The sequence below is a fragment of the Streptomyces sp. NPDC001933 genome, assembly GCF_042890955.1.
GTDB lineage: Bacteria > Actinomycetota > Actinomycetes > Streptomycetales > Streptomycetaceae > Streptomyces.
The window spans coordinates 66,056-78,868 of record NZ_JBIASS010000004.1 but is presented as its reverse complement, the minus strand read 5'-3'; the positions used below and the strand labels follow the sequence as shown (position 1 = coordinate 78,868).

Here is a 12,813-nt window from a genome sequence, read left to right as displayed (position 1 = left end):
AGCACCTGATGACCCGCCCCGTCCGCGTCGCCATAGTCGGAGCCGGCCCCGCCGGCATCTACGCAGCGGACGCGCTGCTGAAATCCGAGGCCGCCCAGGAACCGGGTGTTTCGATCGACCTGTTCGAGCGGATGCCCGCCCCCTTCGGCCTGATCCGTTACGGAGTGGCCCCGGACCACCCGCGGATCAAGGGCATTGTCCAGGCACTCCACCAGGTTCTCGACAAGCCGCAGCTCCGGCTGTTCGGCAACGTCGACTACCCCAACGACATCGACCTGGACGATCTGCGGTCCTTCTACGACGCCGTGATCTTCTCCACCGGCGCCGACGCGGACCGCGCGCTCGACATCCCCGGCAGCACCCTGGACGGTTCCCACGGCGCCGCCGACTTCGTCTCCTGGTACGACGGCCACCCCGACGTCGCCCGCACCTGGCCGCTGGAGGCGGAGAAGGTGGCCGTCCTCGGCGTGGGCAACGTGGCCCTGGACGTGGCCCGGATCCTCGCCAAGACCGCGGACGAGTTGCTGCCGACCGAGATCCCCGCCAACGTCTACGACGGCCTCAAGGCCAACAAGGCCCTCGAAGTGCACGTCTTCGGACGCCGGGGCCCCGCGCAGGCCAAGTTCAGCCCGATGGAGCTGCGGGAACTGGACCACTCGCCGAACATCGAGGTCATCGTCAACCCCGAGGACATCGAGTACGACGCGGGTTCGATCGAGACCCGGCGGAGCAACAAGCAGGCCAACATGGTCGCCTCCACACTGGAGAACTGGGCCATCCGCGACGTCGGCGACCGGCCGCACAAGCTGTTCCTGCACTTCTTCGAGTCCCCGGTGGAGATCCTCGGCGAGGACGGCCGGGTCGTCGGCCTGCGCACCGAGCGCACCGAGCTGGACGGCACCGGCAACGTCAAGGGCACCGGTGACTTCACCGACTGGGACATGCAGAGCGTCTACCGCGCGGTCGGCTACTACTCGCAGGAGCTCCCGAAGCTCCCGTTCGACGTGGTCTCCGGCACCGTCCCGCACGCCGCCGGACGCGTCGTCGACGGCGGGGAGCACATGCCCTCGGTCTACGTCACGGGCTGGATCAAGCGCGGCCCGGTCGGCCTGATCGGCCACACCAAGGGCGACGCCAACGAGACCGTGGCCTGCCTGCTGGAGGACCAGGCCGAGGGCCGGCTGCCCGCGCCGGTCCGGCCCGAACCGGAGGCCGTCACCGCCTTCCTGGAGGAGCGCGGCGTCCGGTACACCACCCGCGAGGGCTGGTACCGCCTGGACGCGCACGAGAAGGCCCTGGGCGAGGAGCAGGGCCGCGAGCGGATCAAGGTCGTGGAGCGCGAAGCCATGCTGGACGCCTCCGAGCCCCGTTCCTGACCGTACGGCGCACCGGCCGGCCGATGTCACGGCCGGCCGGAAGGGCGGCTCCGTCCACCTCGGCGGAGCCGCCCGGTCGTGCAGGGGGTGCCGCGGCGCCTCAGCGTCCCTGCAGCGCCTTCACGTTGTCCCCGAAGGTCCAGCCCTTCGAGCCGTCCCAGTTGAGCGACCAGGTCATCAGGCCCTTGAGGGCGTTGCCGTAGTGGTTCCAGGCCTGTGACACCTGGCCGGTCGTCATGTGACCGCCACCCGCACCGGGCTGGGCCGGCAGCCCCGGAACCTGCTTGTCGTACGGGACCTTGATGGTGGTGCCCTGGATGACGAGCCCCTTGTCCAGACAGTCGGTCTGGGCCGTGAACCCCTCGACCGTGCCCGCGGAGTACGAGTCCCCGGCGCACCCGTACATGCTGCCGTTGTAGTACTGCATGTTCAGCCACCACAGGCGCCCGTTGTCCGCGTACTTCTTCACGATGGGCAGGTACGCGCCCCAGATCGATCCGTAGGTGATGCTGCCGCCGGTGACATAGGCCGTCTCCGGCGCCATCGTCAGCCCGAAGTTCGAGGGCATCCGCGCGAGCACGCCGTCGATGATGCGGATGAGGTTGGACTGCGAGGCCGACAGCTGGTTGATGTTGCCGCTGCTGGTCAGACCGGTCTCGATGTCGATGTCGATGCCGTCGAAGTTGTACTTCTTCAGGATCGGCACGATCGTCTCGACGAACCGGTCGGCGACGGCGGTGGAGTTGAGGTCGATGCCGGCGGCCGCGCCGCCGATGGACATCAGGGTGGTGAGTCCGGACTCCTTCGCCCGGCACATCTCGGCCGGGGTCGGGACCTTCACGGTGGAGTCCATCCCGTCCTCCCACAGGACGGTGCCGTCCGAGCGGATGACCGGGAAGGCCGCGTTGATCACGTTGTAGCCGTGCTGCGCGATCCGGCCGTCGGTGACCGGTATCCAGCCGAGCGGCGGGTGCACCCCGTTGGAGGCGCCGTCCCAGTTCTCCCAGTACCCCTGGAGCACCTTTCCGGAGGGCCTCGACTTGACCGCGCAGGTCTCGTCCTGCGCGACGCTCGACTCCGCACCCACCAGCAGCTGTACGACACATGCCGCCGCGAGGCCGACCCCCAGCAGGCGCGATGTCCGACCGAACATGCTCAGTTCCCTTCCTGTCGCGGCCGGTGCCGCCGGGGCGGTACTGCTGCCCGAGGCGGCCCGGCGCGGGGCGAGTTGGCGCGTGAATGGCATGCGCCTGACAAATCCAGGCGGAATGCGGTCTCGCATTTCACGGCTCGCCACACGCTAGGGAGGCCCGGACCTTCCGTCAATAGGTCTGGACCAAAGCAGCGACCGGGCCGAGCCCCGGAACCGGCCGCGATTTCGCGCGAGCAGGCCCGAGAGCACTCCCCGGGGGGCCGGTTGCTGCCACACAATGGCTTAGCTTAGGCTTGCCTAACTCCTTGCGATCTGCATCGGGGGCCGCCCGTCGTACCCCCGTACGGCCGCTCATTCGGCATGCCCTCACACGGTCGCGGGGACCCGCTGCTCCATCCGTTCAAGCATGAGGAACATCCATGTCCCGGTTCACCCGCGCGCGTCGCCGGACGCTCGCCACAACTGCCGCCGCCGCAGCGCTCGTCCTCGCCCTCGGCGGCTGCTCGTCGAGCGACGACGGCAAGGAGGCGTCCGGCGCGTCCGGGAAGAGCGGCGGCGCGTTCCCCGTCTCCATCAAGAGCGCGCTCGGCACCGCGGAGATCAAGGAGCAGCCCGAACGGGTCGTCACCCTCGGCCAGGGCTCCGCCGAGACGGCCATCGCGCTCGGCCACACCCCGGTGGGCATCGAGAAGTACGAGTGGGGAAGCGACAAGACGGGCTATCTGCCCTGGATCCACGACGCGGTGAAGAAGTCCGGCGACAAGCTGCCGACCCAGTTCACGGGCGGTGAGGACATCGACTTCGAGGCGATCACCGAGCTGGAGCCGGACGTCATCCTCGCGCCGTGGTCCGGGATCACGCAGAAGGACTACGACATCCTCAAGGACATCGCCCCCACCGTCGCCTATCCCGACCTGCCGTGGAGCACCGACTGGGACCAGCAGATCGGGATCATCGCCAAGGCGCTGGGACAGCCGGACGAGGCGAAGACCCTCACTTCGAAGATCGAGAAGCAGCTGGCCGACGCGGCGGCGACCCGGCCGGAGTACAAGAAGTACAAGTTCTCGTACATCTACAACACCGGCCCCGGCACCCTCGGTGTCTTCAAGCCCGATGAGCAGCGCGTCAAGATGGTCTCCTCGCTCGGCCTCACGGTCGACCCGGTGGTGAACACCTTCAAGGAGACCAAGGGCACCGACTCGGCGCTCATCGGCCTGGAGAACGCCGAGCAGCTGAAGGACAGCGACCTGGTCTTCACGTTCTACATGGATGACAAGGCCCGCAAGGAGATCGAGGCGCAGCCGCTGTACGCGGCGATCCCGGCGGTCAAGAGCGGTGCCGTGGTGGCCGGCAAGGACAACTCCTTCGTCACCGCCTCCTCGATCATCAACCCGCTCACCGTGCCGTGGGTGATCGACCGTTACCTGCCGCTGATCGACAAGGCCGTCGAGTCCGCCGCCAAGGGCTGAGGCGGACCACCACCCCCATGGTCATCACCGCGCACGCACCGCCGAGCGGTGCCGGTACCTCACGGACCGGCACCGCTCGGCGGGCGTTCTCCGTCGTCATCGCGGTCGCCGTCCTTGTGCTCGCCGTACTCGCGAGCGTCATGTTCGGCAGCCGTACGACCTCGTTCGGCGATGTGCTGCACGTCCTGTCCGGCAGCGCGGACCCGAATGTCACCACCGTCGTCGAGAGCCGCTATCCGCGCACCGCGCTCGGTGTGCTGGCCGGTCTCTGCCTCGCCGTCGCGGGCACCCTCATGCAGGGGGTGACCCGCAATCCGCTGGCCGATCCCGGGCTCCTCGGGATCAACGCGGGTGCCTCCGCGAGCATCGTCGCCGCGACGGCGTTCCTGGGGGCCTCGGGCAGCACGGACACCATGTGGTGGGCGCTGCCCGGTGCGTTGCTCGCGGGTCTGCTCGTCCATGCGATCGGGTCGGCGGGTTCGGGCAGCGGTCTCATCCGGCTGGTGCTCGCCGGCGCGGTGCTCTCCGCCGTGCTGATGGCGTTCATCCAGGCGGTGACGCTGAGCCGCCCGCAGGTGTTCGACAGCTACCGGTACTGGGTCGTCGGGGCGCTCGGCGGGCGGGACTTCGATGTCTTCTGGTCGGTCCTGCCGTTCGCCGTGGCCGGTCTGGTGATCGCCGCGGTGCTCGGTCCCGGCCTCAACGCACTCGCGCTCGGCGACTCGACGGCGGCGTCCCTGGGGGCGAATCCGGCGCTGGTTCGAGCGGGCGGGCTGTTCGCGGCCACGCTGCTGAGTGCGGCGGCGACGGCGGCGGTCGGTCCGATCGCCTTCGTCGGACTGGCCGTTCCGCATGTGGTGCGGGCCGTGGTCGGTGTCGACTTCCGCATGCAGGTCCTCTTCTCGGCGCTGGCCGGTCCGGCGCTGCTGCTTCTCGCGGATGTCGTGGGCCGGGTGGTCATGCGCCCGCAGGAGCTGATGGTCGGTGTGGTGACCGCGTTCATCGGGGCGCCGGCACTGCTCGTCGCCGTACGCAGGATGAGGGGCAACGCATGACGTCGCATCAGACCGCGGTCCGCACCGCTTCGCCCCGGAAGGTGATCAGGGCCGGCGGGAGGGTGGCCGTGCCGGTCCGGCGGGTGTCGGTGCTGACGGCCCTCGTGCTGCTGGTGCTGCTCCTGGCGGGCGCCGTCGCCACGTTGTCGCTCGGGCGGCTCGGCATTCCGCTCGCCGACCTGGCCGGGGCGGTGACCGGCGGGGCCGAGGGCAAGGACGCGTTCGTGCTGGAGCGGCTGCGCGGTCCCCGGCTGACGGTCGCCGTGGGTACCGGTGCGGCGCTCGGGCTCTCCGGGGCGCTGTTCCAGTCCGTCACCCGCAATCCGCTGGGCAGCCCCGATGTGATCGGGCTGGCGTCCGGGGCCGGGGCGGGCGCCGCGATCTCGGCGCTGCTGTTCCCGGACACCGTGCCGGTGGCGCTCGGCGCGCTGCTCGGAGCCGTCCTCGCCATGGCGCTGGTCTACGTGTCGACCGGGACCGGGTTCCGCAACCCGGCCCGGCTGGTCATCGCGGGGATCGGGGTCGCCGCGATCGGCACCGCGATCACCCAGTACGTCGTCTACGCCATGGAGCGCGACCGCGCCGCCGTCCTCACGGCCTATGTCAACGGCAGCCTGTCGGCGCGGTCCTGGGAGGACGCGACCACGATCTGGCTGGTGCTGCTGGCGGCGGCCCCGCTCACCGCGCTGGTGTCGCGGCGGCTGGACATCGGGGAGATGGGCGACGACATCGCCGCCGCGCTCGGCTCCGAGCCCCGCCGCACGAAGACGGCCGCCGTGCTGCTGGCGATCGTGCTCTCGGCAGGTGCGGTCGGCGTCGCCGGCCCCATCGCGTTCATCTCGCTGACGGCCCCGCAGATCGCCAGACGGATCACCCGGGTCTCCGGCCCGCACCTGGCGCTCTCGGCGCTGACCGGTGCACTGCTGCTGGTGCTCGCGGATCTCTGCGCCCAGCAGTTGCCGCTCTTCGACAACCTGCCGGTCGGCATCTACACGATGGCCGTCGGAGGCGTGTACCTGGGCTATCTACTGGTACGGGAGTGGCGCCGGGGAGCCCTGTGAGGCCGGCACCGTACGCCACTCGCCACTGAAGCGACCTCGGCCCCGCGCCCCCTTGAACGTGTTCAAGAAAGCTCGTAGAGTCTGCGCCGAGCACAGTTGAACGCGTTCAAGTCGGGGGGCGGCGATGTCCGTGCTGGTCAATTCGATCGTGATGCTGGGCATGCTGGTGGTGGTTCCCGCGGGGCTGCGGCTGACCGGTGCGGCCGGGCTGGACCGGATGCGGCGCCTGTGGCCGCTCTTCGCCGTTCCCGGCGCCGTCTCGCTCTGGCTGCCGCGCGGCACGGCCGCCACCGCCCTGGCGGTCTGTTACGCGCTCGGCGCCGTACTGCTCGCCCTGCACGCCCCGCCCCGGCTGTTGCGGCTCCGCGACCTCCCGACGTCCCGGGCACCGGCCGAGATCGCCCTGCTCACCGCCCTGGTCACGCCGTCGATCGCCGCCACGGCCCTGGTCGCCGAACGCTCGGGGCACACACTCTTCGGCTTCGGGCTCGGCATCCTCGCGCTGACCGTGCCGCACTTCCACTTCGCCGGATTCGCCGCCGCGCTGGTCGCGGGGCTCGTCTGCCGGATCACCGACAGCCGCGCGGGAAGGTTCGCCGCACTGAGCGTGCCGCTGGGCACCCTGCTCGTCCTGATCGGCTACTTCATCGGGGACTGGGCCGAGCTCGCGGGAGCCGCCGTGCTGACCGCGGGGATGTGGACGGTCGCCCTCCTCACCTGGCGGCAGGTCCGTGCCGGGCAGCGGGACCGGGTCACCCGGGCCCTGCTCGCCGTCTCGTCCGCCGTGCTCGCCGTCACCATGGTGCTCGCCCTGAGCTGGGCGCTCGGCGAGGCCACCGGACTCCCGCACCCCACACTGACCTGGATGGCCGCCACCCACGGCCTCGGAAACGCACTGGGCTTCGCGCTCTGCTCGGTGCTCGCCTGGCAGCGGCTCCGCGATCGCACCGACCACGAAGAAGGCAGGACCGCATGAGCAACCTCAGCTATCCCGAGGCCGGCGCCACCCGCCTCGGCCCGCTGCCCGCCGGATACCACCACCTCCACCACCGGGCCAGGGTCGGGCGCGGCCGGGCCGATCTCCGGGCGGCGGGCGCGGCGGTCACCGAATGGCGTATGCACCGCACCAGCGGGGCGAGGGTCGACGCGTCGGCTCCGTGCGCCGGCGACGGGGTGCGCGTCCGGGTGTCGCTGGGCGTCGGCCCGCTCCGGTTCGCCGCGCCCTGCCAGGTCGTCTGGACCGCGTACGAGCAGGACCGCGTCGGGTTCGCCTACGGGACCGAGACCCGGCATCCGGAGCGCGGCGAGGAGTCCTTCGTGGTGGAGCTGGCCGACGACGGGACGGTGTGGTTCACCGTCACGGCGTTCAGCCGCCCGGCGGCCTGGTACAGCCGGCTCGCGGGGCCCGTCGTCCCGGTGCTCCAGCGGTGGTACGCACGGCGGCTGGGCAGCACGCTGCGTCGCATCGTGGACGAGGAGCGCGGCGGGCGGGGCTGAATCGCCGATACTGGAGGTGATGGAGTGGTTCACCGCAGACGGGTACTGGCTCAGCCGGCTGATCTTCCAGCGGGCGCTGGCCGCTGTCTACCTGTTCGCGTTCCTCACCGCCGCGCTCCAGTTCCGGGCGCTGATCGGCGAACGGGGCATGCTGCCGGTGCCCGATTTCCTGCGCCGCACCGAGTGGCGCGACGGCCCCGGGCTCTTCCGGCTCCACTACTCCGACCGCTTCTTCGCGCTCGTCGCCTGGACCGGCTGCGCGCTGGCCGTCGCCCTGCTCGTGGGCGCGGACTCGTATGTTCCGCTCTGGGCGGCGATGCTGCTCTGGGCGCTCCCCTGGGCGCTGTACCTCTCGATCGTCCAGGTCGGCCAGACCTGGTACGGCTTCGGCTGGGAGTCGCTGCTGCTGGAGACCGGCTTCCTCGCCGTCTTCCTCGGCAACGCGCACACCGCTCCCCCGGTGCTGGTGCTGTGGCTGCTGCGCTGGGTGCTGTTCCGGGTGGAGTTCGGTGCCGGGCTGATCAAGATCCGCGGCGACGAGTGCTGGCGCAAGCTGACGTGTCTGTACTTCCACCACGAGACCCAGCCGATGCCGGGGCCGCTGAGCTGGTTCTTCCACCGGCTGCCCAAACCCGTCCACCGGGCCGAGGTCGCGGCCAACCATGTCACCCAGCTCCTGGTTCCGGTGCTCCTCTTCACTCCGCAGCCGGTGGCGAGCGCCGCAGCGGGGCTGATGATCGTCACCCAGCTGTGGCTCGTCGTCTCGGGGAACTTCGCCTGGCTGAACTGGCTGACGATCACCCTGGCGCTGTCCGCCGTCGACTGGTCCCTGTTCACCACGCCGCCCGCCCAGTCAGCGCCGCCGCTCTGGTACGAGGTCGTCGTCATCGCGGTGACCGCGCTGGTCTTGTTCCTCAGCTACCGCCCGGCGCGCAATCTGGTCTCCCGCCGTCAGGTGATGAACCGCTCGTTCGACCCGCTGCACCTGGTCAACACCTACGGCGCGTTCGGCAGCATCAGCCGGGTCCGGCTGGAGGTGGTGGTCGAGGGCACGGACGAGCCGGAGCTCCACGACGACACCGTCTGGCGGGAGTACGGCTTCCGCGGCAAACCGGGCGATCCGCGCCGGATGCCCCGCCAGTTCGCCCCGTACCATCTGCGGCTGGACTGGCTGATGTGGTTCGCGGCGCTCTCCCCCGCGTACGCCCATCCCTGGTTCGGCCCGTTCGTGGAGCGGCTGCTGGAGAACGACCGGGACACCCTGCGGCTGCTGCGCCACAACCCGTTCCCCGATGCTCCTCCGACGCATGTCCGCGCCAGGCTGTACCACTACCGGTACACCACCTGGCGGGAGCTGCGGGCCACCGGGCGCTGGTGGCACCGGACCCATGTGCGGGAGTTCATGCCCCCGGTCTCGCTCGGCCCCGCCCGGACCGGCCCGGCCCGGCGGTTCTGAGGCCCCCGGGACGGCCCCGCTGCCGGGGCGGAGCCCGTCACTTGGACTCCTCCCGGGCCCTCAGCAGCTTGGTGATCTGTCTGACGAGTTCGTCGTCGCTGGTCACGGCCTTGCCGGAGGCCAGGGCACCGAGGCGCTCGGCGGTCTGGGAGTCGTAGGCGCGTTCCCGGTCCGTGCCGGGAACGCTGTCGTACTCGTCGGCCGCGCGGAAGCCCACGGTCAGATCGACCACCTTCGCGATGATCCAGGTGAGGATGAAGGAGAACGCGATCACGCAGACCGGTGGAGGCCCCGGCACCGAAGAGGGCGTACGCCCCGTTCCACACCGTGCCGGTGAGGAAGACCGCGCCGATGGCGATGGCCACGAGCACGGCGTTGTATCCGTAGATCCCGTCGGCGATCAGCGAGGTGGGGGCGCCCAGCGCCCAGGCGGCGACGATCCCGATGACGGAGCCGGCCGCCGCGTACAGCACCACGCGCACCCCGGCGAAGGCCAGGCCGACGAGCATGATGAGCCCGACGTACCACGCGTCCACCAGGAGCCAGAGGTCGTCCCAGGAGATCGCGGTGTCCCCGCTGGTGGTGCTGGACACGGGATTCGGCGCTCCGTGCCAGATCCGTCCGAAGGACGGCGCCCCGAGCACCATGACTCCGGAGACCAGGCAGAACGGTGCGTACGGCTTGAGCAGGGTGGTCAGCGTCGTCGTCAGTACGGTGCACATGATCGAGCCGATGACTGCGAGCGCATAGGTCGCGGGGTGGTGTCCCAGCAAGCTGACCAGCGCGATGCCGGTGAGGCAGCCGGAGTACCCGTGGAGGCCGAGGGCGATGCCGGAACGGTCGATGCCGAGCGCGTAGGCGGTCAGCGTCGAGACGACGGTGCCCAGGGTGGCGAAGAGTCCGGTCTGCCAACCGGCCGCCCACAGCCCGGTGAGGATGAACGCGCCGGTCCAGATGCCCCAGGATGCGACTGCATCACCGCACCCACCCCGATCACCACCCCGGGGCGCAGCCGGCCGTCGTGGCGGCCGTGGCGATCGGCGGCGCCGCGGGGACCGTGGCCCGCTATGGCGCCGAGCGAATCCGGCCGACCGGCGCCTCGGCGTTCCCCTGGAAGCTTCTGCTGGTCAACACCATGGGCTGCTTCCTCATGGGTGTCCTGATGGTCACGGTGAAGCGGCGGTTTCCCGGGCGCCCCGGCTGATCAGTCCGCTGCTGGGCAACGGGTTCCTGGGCGGCTTCACCACCGTCGGCCCGTCGGCTGGCCGTGGCGGCCGGATATCTGGTGCTCACCGTCGGTGCGGGCGTCGGGCTGTCGTTCGCCGGGGCGGCCGTGGCGCGGGCGGCCCTGTGAACGGCGCAAGCCCGGACCGGCCGAACTCCGGACCGCGCTATGCGGTCCGGAGCTCGGGTGTGGTGGCGCCGGGTGTGAAGCGGGGTCAGTCGATGCCGGGCAGGATGTGCGGCTCGGCGAGGTCGTCCTCGTAGCCGGCCAGCCGGATCGGTGCGGACCTGGCCCAGACCTCGATGTTCCGGAGCTTCTCGGGCCCGCGGGCCCGCTCTCCGTGCCGTTCGGCCGGTCGCTTCTCGTGCTTCGTCAGGTCCGGTGTCGTCACCGCGCACTCCTTTGTGTCGCGTAGCCCCGGGCGTCGCCGACGTTCCGGCCTCATTACCGGGGATCGGCTGCCCGTGGTGGGAAGGGGCAAGAACAGTTCGGTCGCGGTGGCGCCGGGTACGGGGCGGGACGGCGACTTGGTTGAAAGCCTGTCCCGGGACGGTCGAGGAAGGTTTGTGGACTCCTCGATTACGTCCGTTCACATCAGGGTAACCAAATGAGCGCCTTCGCGCTCGATGGAACGTGTGCTCTAGGTCACTTTCAGCCACCGCATACGCAAAAGGCCCGGTCGGGAGCGAATCCCGACCGGGCCCGGCCCTGCTCACGCACGATGCGTCACCGCGCGACTACCAGTTGGCGGGTGCGTAGTCCTTGAGGAAGCAGCCGTACAGATCCTCGCCGTCCTCGCCGCGCACGATCGGGTCGTAGACACGGGCGGCGCCGTCGACCAGGTCGAGCGGGGCGTGGAAGCCCTCCTCGGCGAGACGGATCTTGTCGGGGTGCGGGCGCTCGTCGGTGATCCAGCCGGTGTCGACGGCGGTCATCAGGATGCCGTCCTTCTCGAACATCTCCTGGGCGCTGGTCCGGGTGAGCATGTTCAGGGCGGCCTTGGCCATGTTGGTGTGCGGGTGGCCCGCGCCCTTGTAACCGCGGCTGAACACACCCTCCATCGCGGAGACGTTGACCACGTAGGCGCGCTTGGCGGCCGTCGCCGCCATGGCCGGGCGGAGCCGGCTGATCAGGATGAACGGGGCGGTGGAGTTGCAGAGCTGGACTTCCAGCAGCTCGATCGGCTCGACCTCCTCGACGGTCTGGATCCAGCTGTTGGTGTCGTGCAGGTCGGGCACCAGTCCGCCCGCGTCGATCGCCGTCCCGGCGGCGATCCGCTCCAGCGACGCGGAGCCGGTGACCAGCGCGAGCTCGGTCACGTCCTGCGCGCTCAGGCCCTCCTTGCGGGCGGCCGGAAGGGCCGCGACCCGGTCGACGGTGCCGCTGCCGAAGGTGCCGATGACCTCGGCGGCGGGCAGTTCGCCCGCCGGGAGCGGCGCCGACTCGGCGTTGACCAGTTCGCTGTACGCGTTGGCGGAGCGGCGCACCGTCTGCGCTGCGTTGTTGATCAGGATGTCCAGCGGGCCCTCGGCGGCGACCGAGTCGGCGAGCGCGACGACCTGGGCGGGGTCGCGCAGGTCGATGCCGACGATCTTCAGCCGGTGGATCCACTCGTCGCTGTCCGGCATCGCCTTGAAGCGGCGGATCGCGTCGTTGGGGAAGCGGGTGGTGATGGTGGTGTGCGCCCCGTCGCGCAGCAGCCGCAGCGCGATGTACATGCCGATCTTCGCCCGGCCGCCGGTCAGCAGCGCACGGCGGCCGGAGAGGTCGGTGCGGGCGTCGCGGCGCGCGCGGTTCTCCTTTGCGCACGGCTGGCAGAGCTGGTGGTAGAAGGCGTCCACCTCGACGTAACGGGTCTTGCAGATGTAGCAGGAGCGGGGCCGCTGGAGCACTCCCGCGATCTCGGCGCGGGCGGACGAGGACGGCAGTACGCCCTGCGTCTCGTCGTCGATCCGGTCGGCCGAGCCGGTCGCGGTGGCCTCGGTTACCGCCTTGTCGTGCGCGGTCTTGGCGGCGCGGCGCTCCTGGCGACGGCGCTGCTTCACCGTCCGGTAGATACCGGCCGTGGCACGGCGCACGGCAATGGCGTCGGGATGGTCGACCTCGATGGTGTCGAGTTCGTCGAGCACGCTCAGGCAGACGGCCAGCCGCTCCGGGTCGATACCGGGACCGAACTCCTCAGTTCCGGGAGCGAGCCCCGGGCTGTCCTCTGTCACCGTCATTGCCGTTCCTCTGCCGTCCGTCTCTCGTGGCGCCGACCGCCGTACCTGCCCCTGCCGGGCCCAACGCCCCGATCAAGTCTGCCATGCACCGGATGCTGCTCCGTTCGCGTGACATGTCGCGGAACATGTCACGCGACTTCGCGCCCGCGTTCACGCCCGCCACCACTCCCCCTCCACTCCCGTTCGGCGCGGATGCGGGCGGCCGCCGGCCGCCCGGCGCCCCGACGTCTCCTCCACAAGACGGTCACATATGCTTCGCTGCCATACGGCCGGGGCGAGCCGTGCCGCGCGTACGAGGG

12 protein-coding genes and 1 pseudogene are annotated in these 12,813 nt (G+C 70.6%); 8 read left to right on the top strand and 5 right to left on the bottom strand.

Translation table 11 applies throughout. The features are described from left to right. Positions 1–8: 8 nt before the first annotated feature. Complete coding sequence (locus tag ACFYY7_RS11390) at positions 9–1,376, top strand: FAD-dependent oxidoreductase (protein ID WP_388659968.1); 1,368 nt, start codon at positions 9–11, stop codon at positions 1,374–1,376. 100 nt (positions 1,377–1,476) lie between these two features. Here the strand turns inward: ACFYY7_RS11390 and ACFYY7_RS11385 are convergent, their stop codons facing one another. Further along, on the bottom strand, positions 1,477–2,529 hold the full coding sequence (locus ACFYY7_RS11385) for a chitinase (RefSeq protein ID WP_388659965.1): 1,053 nt from the start codon (positions 2,527–2,529) through the stop codon (positions 1,477–1,479). 419 nt (positions 2,530–2,948) lie between these two features. Here ACFYY7_RS11385 and ACFYY7_RS11380 point away from each other — a divergent pair, with 419 nt between their 5' ends. The 6 genes from ACFYY7_RS11380 to ACFYY7_RS11355 all read left to right on the top strand — a co-directional run bounded on the left by ACFYY7_RS11380 (position 2,949) and on the right by ACFYY7_RS11355 (position 9,067). Continuing rightward, the gene (locus tag ACFYY7_RS11380) at positions 2,949–3,998 is read left to right on the top strand and encodes an iron-siderophore ABC transporter substrate-binding protein (RefSeq protein ID WP_388659963.1); all 1,050 of its coding nucleotides are present in this window, start codon (positions 2,949–2,951) and stop codon (positions 3,996–3,998) included. Between the two features lie 17 nt (positions 3,999–4,015). Beyond that, positions 4,016–5,053 (top strand): FecCD family ABC transporter permease, encoded by a 1,038-nt coding sequence (locus tag ACFYY7_RS11375; RefSeq protein ID WP_388659960.1) that lies wholly within the window; start codon positions 4,016–4,018, stop codon positions 5,051–5,053. Further along, the gene (locus tag ACFYY7_RS11370; protein ID WP_388659957.1) at positions 5,050–6,114 is read left to right on the top strand and encodes a FecCD family ABC transporter permease; all 1,065 of its coding nucleotides are present in this window, start codon (positions 5,050–5,052) and stop codon (positions 6,112–6,114) included. The genes ACFYY7_RS11375 and ACFYY7_RS11370 overlap by 4 nt, the downstream gene beginning before the upstream one ends. Before the next feature lie 124 nt (positions 6,115–6,238). Further along, a complete protein-coding gene (locus ACFYY7_RS11365; protein WP_388659954.1) occupies positions 6,239–7,090 on the top strand; it encodes a YndJ family protein in 852 nt (283 codons plus the stop codon). Beyond that, positions 7,087–7,611 carry a DUF1990 family protein gene (locus tag ACFYY7_RS11360; protein ID WP_388659952.1) on the top strand — a complete coding sequence of 175 codons (525 nt, stop codon included), beginning with the start codon at positions 7,087–7,089 and terminating at the stop codon, positions 7,609–7,611. The genes ACFYY7_RS11365 and ACFYY7_RS11360 overlap by 4 nt, the downstream gene beginning before the upstream one ends. A gap of 19 nt (positions 7,612–7,630) precedes the next feature. Next, positions 7,631–9,067 carry a lipase maturation factor family protein gene (locus tag ACFYY7_RS11355; protein WP_388659949.1) on the top strand — a complete coding sequence of 479 codons (1,437 nt, stop codon included), beginning with the start codon at positions 7,631–7,633 and terminating at the stop codon, positions 9,065–9,067. Between the two features lie 37 nt (positions 9,068–9,104). Here the strand turns inward: ACFYY7_RS11355 and ACFYY7_RS11350 are convergent, their stop codons facing one another. Both ACFYY7_RS11350 and ACFYY7_RS11345 read right to left on the bottom strand, forming a co-directional pair. Next, the gene (locus ACFYY7_RS11350) at positions 9,105–9,365 is read right to left on the bottom strand and encodes a hypothetical protein (RefSeq protein WP_388659946.1); all 261 of its coding nucleotides are present in this window, start codon (positions 9,363–9,365) and stop codon (positions 9,105–9,107) included. Continuing rightward, positions 9,343–10,023: pseudogene (locus ACFYY7_RS11345) on the bottom strand (urea transporter); the annotation flags it as partial. The pseudogene ACFYY7_RS11345 and the gene ACFYY7_RS11350, both read right to left, overlap by 23 nt. Before the next feature lie 8 nt (positions 10,024–10,031). On the opposite strand from ACFYY7_RS11345, the gene ACFYY7_RS11340 reads away from it, so the two are divergent. After that, positions 10,032–10,271, top strand: a complete 240-nt coding sequence (locus tag ACFYY7_RS11340; protein ID WP_388659943.1) for a CrcB family protein — start codon at positions 10,032–10,034, stop codon at positions 10,269–10,271. A 235-nt stretch (positions 10,272–10,506) separates the two neighbouring features. On the opposite strand, the gene ACFYY7_RS11335 is transcribed toward ACFYY7_RS11340, so the two are convergent. Both ACFYY7_RS11335 and ACFYY7_RS11330 read right to left on the bottom strand, forming a co-directional pair. Continuing rightward, positions 10,507–10,683 (bottom strand): hypothetical protein, encoded by a 177-nt coding sequence (locus ACFYY7_RS11335; RefSeq protein ID WP_388659940.1) that lies wholly within the window; start codon positions 10,681–10,683, stop codon positions 10,507–10,509. A gap of 346 nt (positions 10,684–11,029) precedes the next feature. Next, positions 11,030–12,514 carry an SDR family NAD(P)-dependent oxidoreductase gene (locus ACFYY7_RS11330; protein ID WP_388659937.1) on the bottom strand — a complete coding sequence of 495 codons (1,485 nt, stop codon included), beginning with the start codon at positions 12,512–12,514 and terminating at the stop codon, positions 11,030–11,032. Positions 12,515–12,813 lie beyond the last annotated feature (299 nt).